The organism is Gluconacetobacter johannae (assembly GCF_014174305.1).
Taxonomy (GTDB): domain Bacteria; phylum Pseudomonadota; class Alphaproteobacteria; order Acetobacterales; family Acetobacteraceae; genus Gluconacetobacter; species Gluconacetobacter johannae.
Window position 1 is genome coordinate 73,142 of the sequence record NZ_JABEQH010000002.1, and the last position, 13,836, is coordinate 86,977.

A 13,836-nucleotide genomic window follows, 5' to 3' on the forward strand; every position below is an offset into this window, starting at 1 on the left:
ATGGATGCGGGGATCGGGGGTCCAGGGCCTCAGGCCCTGGTGGGTTCGATGGGGGTAACGCGGGCGGCGAAACGCCGCGCCCCGGCCACGCAGCAGGCGACACCCGCGGCCGTCAGCACCAGCGGCCAGCCGATCGCCTCATGCAGGAGGACGGCCGCCAGGGCGAAGGCCAGGAACGGTTGCAGAAGCTGTACCTGCCCCACGGCGGCGATTCCGCCCAGCGCCAGGCCGCGATACCAGAAGATGAAGCCCACCAGCATGGAAAACACCGTCACATAGCCCAGCCCCAGCCACGCCGCCGGCGGGATGCCGTGCAGCGACGGCGGGCAGAGCATCAGCGCCACCAGGGTCATGAACGGGGCCGCCACCAGCAGCGCCCAGCAGATGACCTGCCAGCCGCCCAGCCGGCGGGCCAGTGCGCCGCCTTCGGCATAGCCCAGCCCGCACAGCAGCACCGACGCGCCCATCGTCAAATCGGCGATGCCGAACCCGCCGCCGCCCTGCCGCGCCGCCATCAGCACCACCAGCCCCGCCCCGCCGGCCGAGCACAGCCAGAACGGCGCACGGGGGCGCTCGCCCCCGCGCAGCACGCCGAAGAAGGCCGTCGCCAGCGGCAGCAGGCCCAGGAACAGGATCGACCGCGACGCCGTCATGTGCCGCAACGCCATGGCGCTGAGCAGCGGAAACCCGACGACGACGCACAGCGCGACCGTCACCAGCGGCCAGCCATCCGTGCGGGCCGGGGGCGACGCGCGCAGGCGGGCCAGGCACAGCGCCCCCAGCACAGCCGCCAGGGCGGCCCGCGCGGCGGTCAGGAACACGGGGTCGAACCCCGTCACGGCCAGCTTCGTCGCGGGCATCGACCCGCTGAAGATCGCCACGCCGACCAGGCCGCAGATCCATCCTTCGGTCGTCTTGTTCAGCGCCATCGCCTGTCTCCTTTCCCGCCCTCCTTCTGCGGCAGGAGGGAACAGGCTTTCCAGAGACAGTCCGGTACGATTATCTTGTACTGTACCGATCAATGATACAGTACGGAATGACACAGGTGGCAGGACAGATCGGGCTTTGCCCGAGCCCACCAAGGCCTGAGGCCCTGGACCCCGATCATGGATAAACAGATTGGTTTCCAAAGGCCTGTGGCCTTTGGCAGGTTTCAGGGCAGCGCCCTGAGGCAGGCCGCGCGTAACGCGAATTGGCACAAGGATGGATAACTCCCAACCCCGGGACGGCACGCGCGTGGCGCGGATCGTCCATGAAGTCCGCCGTCGTATCGACCGCCGCCAGTTGACGCCGGGCGCGCGCCTGCCCTCGATCCGCCTGATGGCGGAGACGATGGAAGTCTCGAAATCCACGGTGGTGGAGGCCTATGACCGCCTGGCCGCCGAAGGCGTGATCCGCGCGCGCGCCGGCGCCGGCTTCTTCGTGACCGCGCCGCTGGCGCCCCTGTCGCTGGACATGGAACCGGCGCCCCGCGACCGGGACATCGACCCGCTGATGGTGCTGCGCCAGTCGCTGGAGGACGCCAGCCGGCGGATCGCCCCCGGCTGCGGCTGGCTGCCCGAATCCTGGATGCCGGAGGACGCCATGCGCCGCGCCCTGCGGACGATCGCCCGCACCGGCGGCGGGCTGTTCGAATATGACGCGCCCCTCGGCCTGCCGGCCCTGCGCCGCCTGCTGGCCCGGCGCATGGCGGACCAGGACATCATGGCCGCCCCGGCGCAGATCCTGCTGACCGATTCCGGCACCCATGCGCTGGATCTGGTCTGCCGCTATTTCCTGCGGCCGGGCGACGCGGTGATGGTGGACGACCCGTGCTATTTCAATTTCCACGCCATGCTGCGCGCGCATCAGGTGAGGGTCGTCGGCGTGCCCTACACGCCGGACGGCCCCGACCTGGACCGTTTCGCGGCCCTGGCGGCGGAGGCCCGGCCCCGGCTCTACGTCACCAATTCGGCGCTGCATAATCCGACGGGGGCGATGCTGTCGCCGGTCACGGCGCATCGCATGCTGAAACTGGCCGAAGCCCATGACCTGATTATCGCCGAGGACGACATCTTCGCGGATCTGGAAGACACCCCGGCGCCCCGCCTTGCGACTTTCGACGGGCTGGACCGGGTGATCCGTATCGGCAGTTTCTCCAAGACCATCTCGGCCTCGCTGCGCTGCGGCTATATCGCCGCGCGGCCGGACTGGATCGACGGGCTCATCAACCTGCGGGTCGCGACCGGCATCTCGGGCGGTCGCCTGGCCGCCGAGCTGACGCGCCTGGTCCTGACCGACAGCGGCTATCGCCGCCACCTGACCGCCCTGCGCCCCCGCCTGGCCCGCGCGATGACCACGACCATCCGGCGGCTGAAGGCGATCGGCATCACCCCCTGGCTGGAACCCACGGCCGGCATGTTCCTGTGGGCCCGCCTGCCGGATGGTTGCGACGCCACGGACCTCGCCCGCCGCGCCCTGACCCGCAACATCGTCCTCGCCCCCGGCAATGCCTTCAGCGCCAACGGTGCTGCGGGCGGCTTCATGCGGTTCAACGTGTCGCGGATGGAGGACGCGGAAACGTACGGGACCCTGTCAGGCCTGATGGGCCGGACAGTCCCGGAACGGGTTTCCTGAATCCTGCGCGTGTCATGAACATGGACGCGGCATCAGCTTGCAGTTTTGGGCTGTCTTATATGAACATTCGCCCCCGCTTTCGGGCACGAAATTCTCAGTAGCGGACGTTGGCGTCAGGTACCTGCCGGCAGCTTTCGCCTTCTTCTCGGACGCCAGAACGGGGTGTGAGGTTTCCTCGAAGCGGACGTGGCTTACGATTTGAGAGGAATAATCGCAGTCAATCTCGGAGCGGTTCACCCGAGATGTCGAGGCGAGCATCTCCTCATCCCATGCATGGTTCATGATCGCTCACATTCGCAAAGTTCCGCGGAAAATCAATCAGGTTTCTTTCTGGTTCAGTTAGTGATAAATAACTCAGAGAATAGTCCATAATATCGAATATTGCTTTTTAGGGTAAATTTCTTGATCAATTGGTCAGACCCAATACCTTTAAGGGACTATCATCTAGCCCCGAACAGGTCCGGCCTTTACGTCATATGCACAGGCGAAAACGGTTCTATTCCTACCGGAGATCCACACGATCCGGATTTATATCTTGGATATAATTGGCCAAAAAACTCCGAAACTTTATATATCGGAGTGAGTAGAGATAGACGCAGTGGAATTCGCGGTAGATTGAGCCGTCACGCTAGGAGTCGCGGTAGCAGAGAGATTTCATTGGCAATCCAAAGAGGTACACCTCTATGGTTCTTCTTCTTTGACGTAACAAACGACCCTTCCATCACCCCAGAGGGCTTACTATTTCTCGAAAATCTATTTATAGATTTTGCTAGATATTTCTTCCCAAACAATATTCGAATTGAAACTAAATCGGCACTGCGAAGATTTGTGAGAGCTATATAATAGCTGTTCGTATAATAAATTTATTACAATTCATACCCCGCAACTATGCCCTTTACGTTTTCACGTAAGTCTTTCCAATAAAGACTAAGCACGTGACCAAATAACACAAATTAGTGCCCCCGCGTGGTCGGACAACTTAGTGGTCTTGATAAGCTACACCAGTTTGTCGTTAAGTCGTCTTCCTGACAACATAGGTGTCAGGCCAATGGGGGCAGGAGTTTTGACCCTAGACCTAAGTGCTATTAGCGAACCGCGCGAGATCTACAGGGTTTCCGCTTTCAGGTTTTTGAGCCCCAAAGCCGACCTACAGCTTTCCCGCCAGACCTGTCGTCCAAATGCAATGGGGTTATGACCGCTTACGAGATTCATATCTGAACGCATAGACGGCCGGAATGGGGAGCAAAGCTGAATGAGAAATTCCGGATCGCCTGAAGCAAGACAAGAGTATTGCCTGTCAGCAAACGCACGCGGTGCGGGCGGATACGCAACAGGCGCGGGGGATTGTGTGCCAGGCCCCGTGGGGTTAAGTCCCGTTCATGAGCACCACCGCACCCGCCTGCCCGCAATGCACCCTGGAAGAAACGCACATCGAAGGGGCGAACCATGTCTGCGAGGTCTGCGGTTACGAATGGCCTGCCGACATCGCCGAAGCCGCACCGGCCGAAGATGTGGTGCGCGATGCCAATGGTGTCATACTTGCTGATGGCGACACGGTCGTTGTTATCAAGGACCTCAAGGTGAAGGGGTCCTCGACAACGCTGAAGGTGGGCACCAGGATCAAGAATATCCGTCTGCGGGGCGGCGACCACGCGGTTGAGGCCGGCAGCTACATGCTCAAGGCCGAGTTTCTGCGGAAGGCGTAAACGCGCGTGCCTCTCGCGCCTTCCGGCCCGCATCGACCCATCAGGCCCCCGGCCGCGACCCCGCGATAAGGATATCCACCAGACGCCTGGCGCTGGCCTCCCATCCGGGGTCGGAGGCGATGTTGGCGACACCGACCAGGGCGCGCAGCAGGTCGATGGGGTCGAGGTCAGGGCGCATTTCGCCACTGGCGACGGCGCGGGCGACCAGGTCGCGGATTGCGGTCTTCACGCTGTCGCCCGACGCGGCATAAAGCGCGGACGGGCCGCCGACGAGCGAGTTGAGCGCCGGCGCGATCACCTGTTTGGCCGCGATGTAATCGACAAACAGCCGCATCCAGTCGCGCAGGGCCTCCAGCGGCGGATGCGTCGCGGCCAGATGCTGGGCCGCCGCGCCCAACCGTTCGACCTCGGTGCGATAGACCGCCTCGATCAGCGCGTCCCGGGTCGGGAAATGGCGGTACAGCGTGCCGATGCCGACCCCCACCCGGCGGGCGATCTCGTCGAACCGCACCTCCGTCTCGCCCTCGGTGAACGCGGCCTTGGCGGCGGCGATCAGCCGTTCGCGGTTGCGCTGCCCGTCGCTGCGCGGCCGGCGTCGCGCGCTCTTGTCCTCGGCCAAGCGGGTCCCCCTTGTTAAGCGGAGCAATCCTCCGTATATAAATAAGCGGAGACTTTCTCCACATGGCGCGCATGCCGCCGCCTTTTCAACGCGCATGCCGCGTATCCATAGTCCGGACAGATCACGGAGGCCATCATGGCAGACGATTTCGGCGCGACCTCGACGACGGACGAGGTGCTGGCAGGCGTGAGCCTGACCGGCAAGCGCGTGCTGGTGACCGGCGTCTCGGCGGGCCTGGGGGTAGAGACCGCCCGCGCGCTGGCCGCCCATGGCGCATATGTCGTCGGTGCGGCGCGCGACCTGCACAAGGCCCAGGCCGCGACGGCACAGGTCCGCGCGGATGCGCGACAGGGCGGTGGCTTCGAACTGGTCGAACTCGACCTTGCCCGGCTGGCCAGCGTGCGCGCCTGCGCGGATGCATTGAACGCCAGGGCCGAACCGTTCGATCTGGTTATCGCCAATGCCGGCGTCATGGCGACGCCGTTCGGCCATACGGCGGACGGGTTCGAAACGCAGTTCGGCACCAATCATCTCGGCCATTTCGTGCTGGTCAACCGGATTGCGCCACTGATGCGCGCCGGCGCGCGGCTGGTGACTCTGGCCTCGTCCGGTCATCGCTTTTCCGACGTCGATCTGGACGACCCGAATTTTGAGCACACGCCCTACGACCCGTTCGTTGCCTATGGGCGCTCGAAAACCGCCAATATCCTGTTTGCGGTCGCCTTCGACCAGCGGCATCGGGCCCATGGTGTGCGCGCCACGGCGGTGCATCCGGGTGGCATCCAGACCGAACTTGGCCGCCATATGGACCCGGCCCAGCTCGAGGCGATGGTCGCCCAGATAAACCAGCAGCGCGCCGCCAGCGGCGAAGCACCCTTCGCCTGGAAGACCATCCCCCAGGGCGCCGCGACCTCGGTGTGGGCGGGGGTGGTCGCGCCGGCCGACGCCGTCGGCGGCCGCTATTGCGAGAACTGTCATGTCGGCACGATCGTACCCGACGACGTGACGATCAGTGCGATCAGCGAAGGTGTGCGCGGCTATGCCCTGGACCCGGCGCATGCCGAGGCCCTGTGGAGCCGGAGCGAGGAAATGGTCGGCGAGCGTTTCTGAACCGCGAGGCACAAGGGGCCTGGCCCCTTGGACCCCATCAAAGGCATTGCCTTTGAAATCCAGTCGTCAAGGCAACCGGGGTGGCCGATCAGCCGTCGTAGACGACCGAATGCACGCTCGCGGTCAGGGTGCGGTGACCCATCAGTCCGGGTTCGCAGGCGGAAAAACCGATCACGATTGCCGCGGCGGCCAGGATCAGCGTGAGCGTATTCATCGTCTTCCTCCTGTTCATATCGGTTTCGATTGTTACAGGAAACGTTACCCGGATTGCGGCGAGGGTGTCACCCGTTTTCCTGTCTGTCCATTAAAATCAATATCTTTTCCGGGTGTCGTGCCCCTGAGGCCGTACGCGATGTGGCAGCGTCTGTAACATGTTGTGATTGCACCGTATCGCCGCCACGGGCGCATGGACCGGGCGCCTGCGGTATGGATCGGAACGTCCCCGGCCCGATCCGGGTTGCATGATGCGGGAGGGATAAATCCTGGTTTTCTGCTGTCTCGGCGCGGTGCGCGATGGGTGCTGACAGCCCGTCCCGCGACCCGCGCGACCCGATGTCGATCGCGATGGACGAGGCCCGGGCCGCCGCCGCGCGGGGCGAGGTCCCGGTGGGCGCGGTGCTGGTCGGACCCGACGGCACGGTGCTGGCCCACGCCGGCAACGCGGTGGAGGCCGGGGACGATGCCTCGGCCCACGCGGAAATGCTGGTCATGCGCGCGGCCGTCCGGCGGCTGGGCGGCCCGCGCCTGGCCGGCTGCACCCTGGTGGTGACCCTGGAACCCTGCCCGATGTGCGCGGCGGCGGCGGTGCATTTCCGCGTCGGGCGCATCATATTCGGGGCCTACGACCCCAAGGGCGGCGGGGTGGAACACGGGCCGCGCCTGTTCGCCCGGCCCGATTGCCTGCACCGCCCCGAATGGATCGGCGGCGTGCGCGAGACCGAGGCCGCCGCCCTGCTGCGCGATTTTTTCGCCCGCCTGCGCGGCCGGTGATTTGCGGCCGGCGCGCAGTTAACGCATCTTTCATCGGCAGGTAGGGGTGGTGTGCGCTCCGGTATCGCATCCTGCCACGATGAGAGAGGATTCGGGGCGGATCGCCGGTCTGGCCGCCCCGGCAACAATCAGGAACGCTATGTCTGACGAGTTTCAGCCGATTTCTTTCCCCCGCGTCCGTCGGCTGCGGGCAGGGGTGCTGGCCGCGCTGGTCGCGGGCACCGCGCTGGGCGGCGCGGCCGACGGGGCGCTGGTCGCACGTGCGCGCGCCGACGACACCGGTGTGATCCGGCCGGATACGCAGATCCAGACGCTGCCGAATTTCGTCAATCTGGTGAAGCAGGTGAAGCCCGCGGTGGTGTCGATCACCGCCAGCCTGCGCGCCGACGCCATGGACGACGAAGGCGGCATGGACGGGCAGCCCCAGTCCCCCTTCCCGTTCCCCTTCCCGTTCCAGATGATGCCGCAGCAGCAGCAGCGCCGCACGGTCGAGGCCCGGGGATCGGGCTTCATCATTTCGGCCGACGGCTTTGTGGTGACCAACAACCATGTGGTGAAGGGCGCGACCAAGGTCACGGTGACGCTGGATGACGGCACGACCCTGCCGGCCAAGATCGTCGGCCGCGACCCCAAGACCGACCTGGCGCTGCTGAAGGTGACGTCGCAGAGCAAGCTGCGCTTCATCGAACTGGGCGATTCCGACAAGATCGAGCCCGGCGAATGGGTGGTCGCGGTCGGCAACCCCTACGGGCTGGGCGGCACCGTGACGGCGGGCATCGTCTCGGCGCGCGGGCGCGACATCGGCGATGGCCCGTATGATTCGTTCATCCAGGTCGACGCGCCGATCAATCGCGGCAATTCCGGCGGCCCGCTGTTTACCCAGGACGGCAAGGTCGTGGGCGTGAACACCGCCATCCTGTCGCCCTCGGGCGGCGGGTCGATCGGCATCGGTTTCGCCATCCCGTCCGACGTGGTGAAGAACGTCGTCTCGCAGTTGGAAAAGACGGGCCACGTCACGCGCGGCTATCTGGGCGTGGTGGCGCAGCAGATCACGCCGGCGATGGCCAAGGCGCTGGGCCTGAAGGCCGGGGCGCAGGGCGCGCCGCCCAGCGGCGCGCTGGTCGCCAGCGTCAGCAACGGCAGCCCGGCGGAAAAGGCCGGGATCAAGGCCGGCGACGTGATTACCGCCCTGAACGGGCAGAAGATCGACACCCCGCACGATCTGGCGGTGAAGGTGGCGTCGGTGGCCCCCGGCACCAAGGCGACGCTGGGCTTCGTGCGGAATTCGGCCGAACAGACGGCCTCGGTCACCATCGCCAACCTGTCGGGCGCCGCGTCGCCGGACGGCTCGGTGGGCGACAAGAACGAGGGCGGGCCGCGCCTGGGCGTCTCGCTGGCGCCCCTGACGTCGGACCTGCGGCAGCAGTTGGGCCTGGACGGCACGGTGCGCGGCGTCGTCGTCAGCGACGTGCAGGCAGGCTCGGCCGCCGAACAGGCCGGAATCCATGCCGGCGACGTCATCCAGGCAGTGGGCAACAAGCCGGTGGAAAACCCCGGCGCCACCGTCACCGCCGTCCGCGCGGCGCTGAAGGCCAACCAGTCGGTGCTGCTGCGGATCCTGCGTAACGGGCAGAACATCTTCGTGGCCGTCACGCCGGGGTCGGGGGATGAGGGCGAGAGCAGCGGCGAGTCCGACGATAACCAGTAACCGTCGGCGGGAAGGGAAGGCCGGGCTTTGCCCGAACCCGGCAAGGGCCTCGGCCCTTGCATCCCATACGTTTTAAAAGCCTTGGGTTGCCAAAGGGCTATGCCCTTTGGCGCCTTCCATCACGCGCCCGACAGCGTGGCCAGCAGCGCATCGACGTCCTCGATGCGCGTGTAATAGCTGGTGACCAGCCGCACCACCGTGCCGTTCAGCCCCAGCGGCGCGCGCCAGTCACGGAACACGAACCCCGCCGCCCGCAGATGCGTGACCGCCGGGCCGGGCAGCAGGACGAAGATCTCGTTGGCCTGCGTTTCGTACAGCAGCCGCGCGCCCGGATGGCGGAACAGCCCGCCCGCCAGGCGCTGGGCCATCGCGTTGGCCTGCCGCGCGTTATGCAGCCACAGGTCGTCGCGCAGATAGGCCAGCAACTGCGCGCTCAGGAACCGCTGTTTCGACCAGTCATGGCCGCCGCGCTTGCGGCGCCGGGCGAAATGCTCGGCCCGCCCGGGGTCGAAGAACACCACGGCCTCGGCCGCCATCGCGCCGTTCTTGGTGGCGCCCAGCGCCAGCACGTCCACGCCCGCCTTCCAGGTCGCCTCGGCCGGGGTGCAACCCAGATGCGCGATGGCGTTGGCCAGCCGCGCGCCGTCCATATGCACCGCCATCCCCCGGGCGCGGGCCCTTGCCGCCAGGTCGGCGACGGTGGCGGGGTCGTAGACCGTGCCCCATTCGCTGGCCTGCGTCAGGCTCAGGGTCGCGGGCAGGTTCTGCTGCGTATCGTCCACCGGCAGGCGGTCCAGCGTGTAGGCGAGGGCCTGGGGCGTCATCCGCCCGTCCTCGGACGGGATCGGAACCAGGCGCGCGCCACCGGTATAGAAATCCGGCGCGCCGCATTCCGACTGCATGATATGGGCGCTCTCGTCGCACAGGACGGCGCTGAAGGGCGGGGTCGTGGCCGCCAGCGCCAGCGCATTCGCCGCCGTGCCGGTCGCGACGGGGAAGACCCGCACCCGGTGCTCGAACAGGTCCGACGCCGCGTCCTGCAGGCGTGCGGTCCATGCATCGGCGCCGTAGGCGGGGGCGGCGTCGGCGTTGGCCTCCATCAGCGCGGTCATGATGGCGGGGCAGACCGGAACGACATTGTCGCTGCTGAAATTCTTGCGTATCTGCTCTTTCACGATGTCGTCCCTCGTCAAGCCAGTGTCCGGAGCGTTCATGACCGACCCAGCTTTCGCCGAAACCGCGCCCGTCCGCAATCCGTCCGCGCGCCTGATCGACGGCAAGGCGTTCGCGGCGAACCTCACCCGGACGATCGCGGAAGACGTCCGTTCGTTCCACGACCGCCATCGCGTGACGCCGGGCCTGGCGGTGGTGCTGGTGGGCAACGACCCGGCCAGCGAAGTCTATGTCCGCAACAAGGCGTTGCAGACCCATCGCGCGGGCATGCGCTCGTTCATGCACATGCTGCCGGCCACCACGTCGCAGGCCGAGTTGCAGGCGCTGATCGTGCGGCTGAACGCCGATCCTGAAATCCATGGCATCCTGGTGCAGCTGCCGCTGCCCGCAGGGCTGGACCCGGTGGCGGTGACCAACGCGATCCACCCGGACAAGGACGTCGACGGGCTGGGCGAGGTCAATGCCGGGCGCCTGGCGCTGGGGCAGCCGGGGATCGTGCCCTGCACGCCGCTGGGCTGCCTGATGCTGCTGAAATCCGAACTGGGCGACCTGCGCGGGCTGCATGCGATGGTCATCGGCGCGTCCAACCTGGTCGGCCGGCCGATGGCGCAATTGCTGCTGCGCGAAGGCTGCACCGTCACCATCGCACATATCGACACCCGCGACCCCGCGGCCCTGGCGCGGCAGGCGGATATCCTGGTGGTGGCGACGGGGTGCCGGGGCCTGGTGCGCGGCGACTGGATCAAGCCCGGCGCCACGATCATCGACGTCGGCATCACCCGCGTGTCCCTGCCCAACGGCAAGACGCGCCTGGTCGGCGACGTGGCGTTCGACGAGGCCGTGACCCGCGCCGGCCGCATCACCCCGGTGCCCGGCGGCGTCGGCCCGATGACGATCGCCTGCCTGCTGAACAACACGCTGGCCGCCGCGCGGCGGATCGTGGGCGGCGCATGACGCGGATCTCGGTCGAACTGATCCCCCGCGACGCGGAGGCGCTGCTGCGCGACGCGGCCGAGGTCCGGGACTGCTTTCCCGTCGCCGACACCCTCAACGTCCCGGACCTGATGCGCTTTCCGCTGCGGAGCTGGGACACGGTGCCGCTGCTGCATCCGCTGATGCCGCGCGTGGTGCCGCATGTCCGCGCCATCGACATCGACCCCGACGGCCCGCTGCCCGGCCTGGAGCAGGACGATCTGCGCGAGGTCCTGGTGGTGCGCGGCGATCCGCCCGCCGACATCAGCCGCCGTACCTTCCCCAATTCCAGCGAGAGCGTCATCCGCCGCTATCGGCGCGAGGCCCCGCACCTGACGGTCTACGCGGCCTTCGACCCCTATCGTCGCGCCCCGTACCGCGAGCTGGAGGCCGTGGCGCGCAAGAAGGACGCCGGGGCCATGGGTTTCTTCACCCAGCCGGTGTTCGACCGCCGGACGCTGGATGTCTGCATGGGCTGGCTGGCGGGCGAGACCGTCTTCTGGGGCCTGTCGCCGGTCATCGGCCCGAAATCGCGCTCGTATTGGGAAACGACCAATCACGTGGTCTTCCCCCGCGATTTCGCCCCCACGATCGAGGCCAATGTCGCCTTCGCCTGCGATGCGATCCGCACCGTCCGCGCCCAGGGCGGGCATGTCTACCTGATGCCGCTGCGCGTGAAACTGTCGCGCTATCTCGCCCCGATCCACGACGGAATCGCCTGAAGGCAAGGGCCTTGGCCCCCTTTGGGTGGGTTACGTCCGCCGGGCAATTCCGTTAGCGTCGGTTCTCCGACTCCTCCGGAAAGGTCATGATCTTGCCGAACTCCCGCCCGCATCCGCGCCGCCCCGCCGCCGGCCGTCTCCTTCGGACCGGCGGGGCGATGCTGGCCGCGATACTGGCCTGCGGCGCGGGAGGCGCGCCCGCCGGGGCTGCCGATGCGGCCCCCGACACGGCATCCGCCCCGGCGCTGCCTGCCTTGCCGCCGCCCGACCCGGCGCGGATCTTCGCCCCGCTGGCCTATCCGCAGGGGTCCGGGCCCTACCGGTCGGGCGCGGGCGTGCCCGGCCCCGCCTATTGGCAGAACAATGCGGATTACGAGATCAAGGCGGCCATCGACCCTGCCAACCGCCTGCTGTCGGGGTCCGAGACGATCACCTATGTCAACAACAGCCCCGACGCGCTGGACGTGTTGTGGGTCCAGCTGGACCAGAACATCTATCGCGACGGGTCGCGCGGCGGGTTCGCCAACCCCCAGCGCCACGCCAACCATACGGACGGCGAGGCGATCGAGAGCGTGTCGGTCGAACAGGACGGCAGGAGCGTCGCGGTGACGCCCGTGATCTCGGACACGCGGATGCAACTGCCCCTGCCGACCCCGCTGGACGGCAAGGGCGGCAAGATCCGGGTGAAGATCGTCTGGCACTACACGATCCCCGGCGAATGGGGCGGCCGCACCGCCGTCACCCCCAGCCGCAACGGCGATGTCTACGAGGTCGCGCAATGGTATCCGCGCATGGCCGTCTATGACGACGTGCGCGGCTGGGATACCGCGCCGTACCTGGGCCAGGAATTCTTCCTGGATTATGGCGACATCGACTACAGCATCACCGTGCCGTGGAATTTCACCGTGGTGGGCTCGGGCGCGCTGGTGAACCCGGCCGAGGTCCTGACCCAGACCGAGCGCGACCGCCTGGCCCAGGCGGCGAAGAGCGACGAACGGGTGATGATCCGCACCGAGGCCGACATCGCCGACCCCAAGAGCCATCTGGCGCAGAGCGGGACCAGGACCTGGCGTTTCCGCATGAACAACACGCGCGACGTCGCCTTCGCCGCGTCGCCGGCGTTCCTGTGGGACGCGGCGCGGCTGGACCTGCCGCCCCTGGCCGGGGAGGGTGGACGCCCCGCGACGCCGCGCCTGGCGATGTCGGCCTATCTGGTCGAGGGCGCGGGCCCGCACCAGTGGGACCGCTCCACCGCCTATGTGAAGCACGCGATCGAGTATTTCTCGCGCCAATGGTACCCGTATCCGTGGCCCAACGCGATCAATCTGGGCGGCCACGGCGCGGGGATGGAATATCCTGGCATCGTCTTCGACGGGATGCATGACAAGGACCCCGAGCTGTTCTGGATCACGACGCATGAGCTGGGGCATGCCTGGTTCCCGATGATCGTGGGCTCCAACGAACGTCGCAACGCCTTCATGGACGAAGGCTTCAACACCTTCATCGACGCCTATGCGTCCCAGCATTTCAACAATGGCGAATTCGCGCCCAAGCGCGATGCGGAATTCGCCCCCGCCACCGGCAAGCCGGCGGAAGACATCCTGTCGGTCCTGCGCGACCCGGCCGCGCCCCGGCTGATGACGCCGTCCGACCTGGTGCCGGAACGCTATCGCCACCCTGTGACCTACTTCAAGGGCGCCTATGGCCTGATGCTGCTGCGCGAGCAGATCCTGGGGCCGGAACGCTTCGACCGCGCCTTTCGCCGCTATATCGCGCTGTGGGCCTATCGCCACCCCACGCCGTCCGACTTCTTCCGCCTGATGAGCAGCGAGGGCGGCGAGGACCTGTCGTGGTTCTGGCGCGGCTGGTATTTCAACAACTGGGGCCCGGACTATGCGGTGAAATCCGCGACGACGACCGGCGACGGCGCGGCGCGCGGCGTTCTGGTCACCGTCGACAACAAGGGCTGGCTGCCCCTGCCGGTGACGCTGATGCTGACCTACACCGACGGCACCACCTCGCGCCTGGTCATCCCGACCGAGACCTGGCAGCTACGCAACGAGATCGAACTGACCATCCCCACCACCCGCACGCCGCAGACGGTGACGCTGGACCCGGACCACGACATCCCCGACCTGAACCGGACGGACAATGTGCTGACCCTGGCGGCTCCGCCGCCGCCGCCCGCGACGGGACACTGAAGCAGGGCGCAGGGGGCCG

The 13,836-nt window shown here is 66.9% G+C and carries 12 protein-coding genes and 1 pseudogene; 9 read left to right on the forward strand and 4 right to left on the reverse strand.

All coding sequences use genetic code 11. The features are described 5' to 3' along the window. Window positions 1-29: 29 nt before the first annotated feature. On the reverse strand, window positions 30-929 hold the full coding sequence (locus HLH21_RS01875) for a DMT family transporter (RefSeq protein WP_220789627.1): 900 nt from the start codon (window positions 927-929) through the stop codon (window positions 30-32). A 274-nt stretch (window positions 930-1,203) separates the two neighbouring features. Between HLH21_RS01875 and HLH21_RS01880 the strand changes: the two genes are divergently transcribed. From HLH21_RS01880 to HLH21_RS01890, 3 genes and pseudogenes are all read left to right on the forward strand, one after another. After that, window positions 1,204-2,616 carry an aminotransferase-like domain-containing protein gene (locus HLH21_RS01880; RefSeq protein WP_182940536.1) on the forward strand — a complete coding sequence of 471 codons (1,413 nt, stop codon included), beginning with the start codon at window positions 1,204-1,206 and terminating at the stop codon, window positions 2,614-2,616. A 229-nt stretch (window positions 2,617-2,845) separates the two neighbouring features. Next, window positions 2,846-2,959: pseudogene (locus HLH21_RS01885) on the forward strand (IS5/IS1182 family transposase); the annotation flags it as partial. Between the two features lie 1,036 nt (window positions 2,960-3,995). After that, complete coding sequence (locus tag HLH21_RS01890) at window positions 3,996-4,322, forward strand: zinc ribbon domain-containing protein YjdM (RefSeq protein ID WP_182940537.1); 327 nt, start codon at window positions 3,996-3,998, stop codon at window positions 4,320-4,322. Between the two features lie 40 nt (window positions 4,323-4,362). Here the strand turns inward: HLH21_RS01890 and HLH21_RS01895 are convergent, their stop codons facing one another. Further along, window positions 4,363-4,941: a TetR/AcrR family transcriptional regulator gene (locus HLH21_RS01895; RefSeq protein WP_246379045.1), complete on the reverse strand. Its 579-nt coding sequence runs from the start codon at window positions 4,939-4,941 to the stop codon at window positions 4,363-4,365. A 135-nt stretch (window positions 4,942-5,076) separates the two neighbouring features. Here HLH21_RS01895 and HLH21_RS01900 point away from each other — a divergent pair, with 135 nt between their 5' ends. After that, the gene (locus HLH21_RS01900; RefSeq protein ID WP_182940539.1) at window positions 5,077-6,051 is read left to right on the forward strand and encodes an SDR family NAD(P)-dependent oxidoreductase; all 975 of its coding nucleotides are present in this window, start codon (window positions 5,077-5,079) and stop codon (window positions 6,049-6,051) included. An 88-nt stretch (window positions 6,052-6,139) separates the two neighbouring features. Here the strand turns inward: HLH21_RS01900 and HLH21_RS17120 are convergent, their stop codons facing one another. Next, the gene (locus HLH21_RS17120) at window positions 6,140-6,265 is read right to left on the reverse strand and encodes a hypothetical protein (protein WP_264811604.1); all 126 of its coding nucleotides are present in this window, start codon (window positions 6,263-6,265) and stop codon (window positions 6,140-6,142) included. A gap of 299 nt (window positions 6,266-6,564) precedes the next feature. Between HLH21_RS17120 and HLH21_RS01905 the strand changes: the two genes are divergently transcribed. Both HLH21_RS01905 and HLH21_RS01910 read left to right on the forward strand, forming a co-directional pair. Then, complete coding sequence (locus HLH21_RS01905; protein ID WP_182940540.1) at window positions 6,565-7,041, forward strand: nucleoside deaminase; 477 nt, start codon at window positions 6,565-6,567, stop codon at window positions 7,039-7,041. Window positions 7,042-7,180: 139 nt separating this feature from the next. Continuing rightward, window positions 7,181-8,749, forward strand: coding sequence for a Do family serine endopeptidase (locus tag HLH21_RS01910; RefSeq protein ID WP_182940541.1), 1,569 nt, complete (start codon window positions 7,181-7,183; stop codon window positions 8,747-8,749). Window positions 8,750-8,868: 119 nt separating this feature from the next. Here HLH21_RS01910 and HLH21_RS01915 read toward each other — a convergent pair whose 3' ends face one another. Next, window positions 8,869-9,942: a threonine aldolase family protein gene (locus HLH21_RS01915; RefSeq protein ID WP_246379047.1), complete on the reverse strand. Its 1,074-nt coding sequence runs from the start codon at window positions 9,940-9,942 to the stop codon at window positions 8,869-8,871. Between the two features lie 19 nt (window positions 9,943-9,961). On the opposite strand from HLH21_RS01915, the gene folD reads away from it, so the two are divergent. The 3 genes from folD to HLH21_RS01930 all read left to right on the forward strand — a co-directional run bounded on the left by folD (window position 9,962) and on the right by HLH21_RS01930 (window position 13,817). Further along, entirely contained in the window at window positions 9,962-10,876 is a 915-nt protein-coding gene (gene folD / locus HLH21_RS01920) for a bifunctional methylenetetrahydrofolate dehydrogenase/methenyltetrahydrofolate cyclohydrolase FolD (protein ID WP_182940542.1), read from the forward strand. Next, window positions 10,873-11,616: a methylenetetrahydrofolate reductase gene (locus tag HLH21_RS01925; protein ID WP_182940543.1), complete on the forward strand. Its 744-nt coding sequence runs from the start codon at window positions 10,873-10,875 to the stop codon at window positions 11,614-11,616. The genes folD and HLH21_RS01925 overlap by 4 nt, the downstream gene beginning before the upstream one ends. A 158-nt stretch (window positions 11,617-11,774) precedes the next feature. Next, window positions 11,775-13,817, forward strand: a complete 2,043-nt coding sequence (locus tag HLH21_RS01930; protein WP_182940797.1) for a M1 family metallopeptidase — start codon at window positions 11,775-11,777, stop codon at window positions 13,815-13,817. The last annotated feature ends 19 nt before the right edge of the window (window positions 13,818-13,836 follow it).

What these genes read in the sequence shown, in the direction of transcription:
- HLH21_RS01890 (WP_182940537.1), top strand. Translation starts at nt 3,996, where the DNA reads ATGAGCACCACCGCACCCGCCTGCCCGCAATGCACCCTGGAAGAAACG.
- HLH21_RS01930 (WP_182940797.1), top strand. Translation starts at nt 11,775, where the DNA reads ATGCTGGCCGCGATACTGGCCTGCGGCGCGGGAGGCGCGCCCGCCGGG.
- HLH21_RS17120 (WP_264811604.1), bottom strand. Translation starts at nt 6,265, where the DNA reads ATGAATACGCTCACGCTGATCCTGGCCGCCGCGGCAATCGTGATCGGT.
- HLH21_RS01900 (WP_182940539.1), top strand. Translation starts at nt 5,077, where the DNA reads ATGGCAGACGATTTCGGCGCGACCTCGACGACGGACGAGGTGCTGGCA.
- HLH21_RS01910 (WP_182940541.1), top strand. Translation starts at nt 7,181, where the DNA reads ATGTCTGACGAGTTTCAGCCGATTTCTTTCCCCCGCGTCCGTCGGCTG.
- HLH21_RS01925 (WP_182940543.1), top strand. Translation starts at nt 10,873, where the DNA reads ATGACGCGGATCTCGGTCGAACTGATCCCCCGCGACGCGGAGGCGCTG.
- folD (WP_182940542.1), top strand. Translation starts at nt 9,962, where the DNA reads ATGACCGACCCAGCTTTCGCCGAAACCGCGCCCGTCCGCAATCCGTCC.
- HLH21_RS01875 (WP_220789627.1), bottom strand. Translation starts at nt 929, where the DNA reads ATGGCGCTGAACAAGACGACCGAAGGATGGATCTGCGGCCTGGTCGGC.
- HLH21_RS01905 (WP_182940540.1), top strand. Translation starts at nt 6,565, where the DNA reads ATGGGTGCTGACAGCCCGTCCCGCGACCCGCGCGACCCGATGTCGATC.
- HLH21_RS01880 (WP_182940536.1), top strand. Translation starts at nt 1,204, where the DNA reads ATGGATAACTCCCAACCCCGGGACGGCACGCGCGTGGCGCGGATCGTC.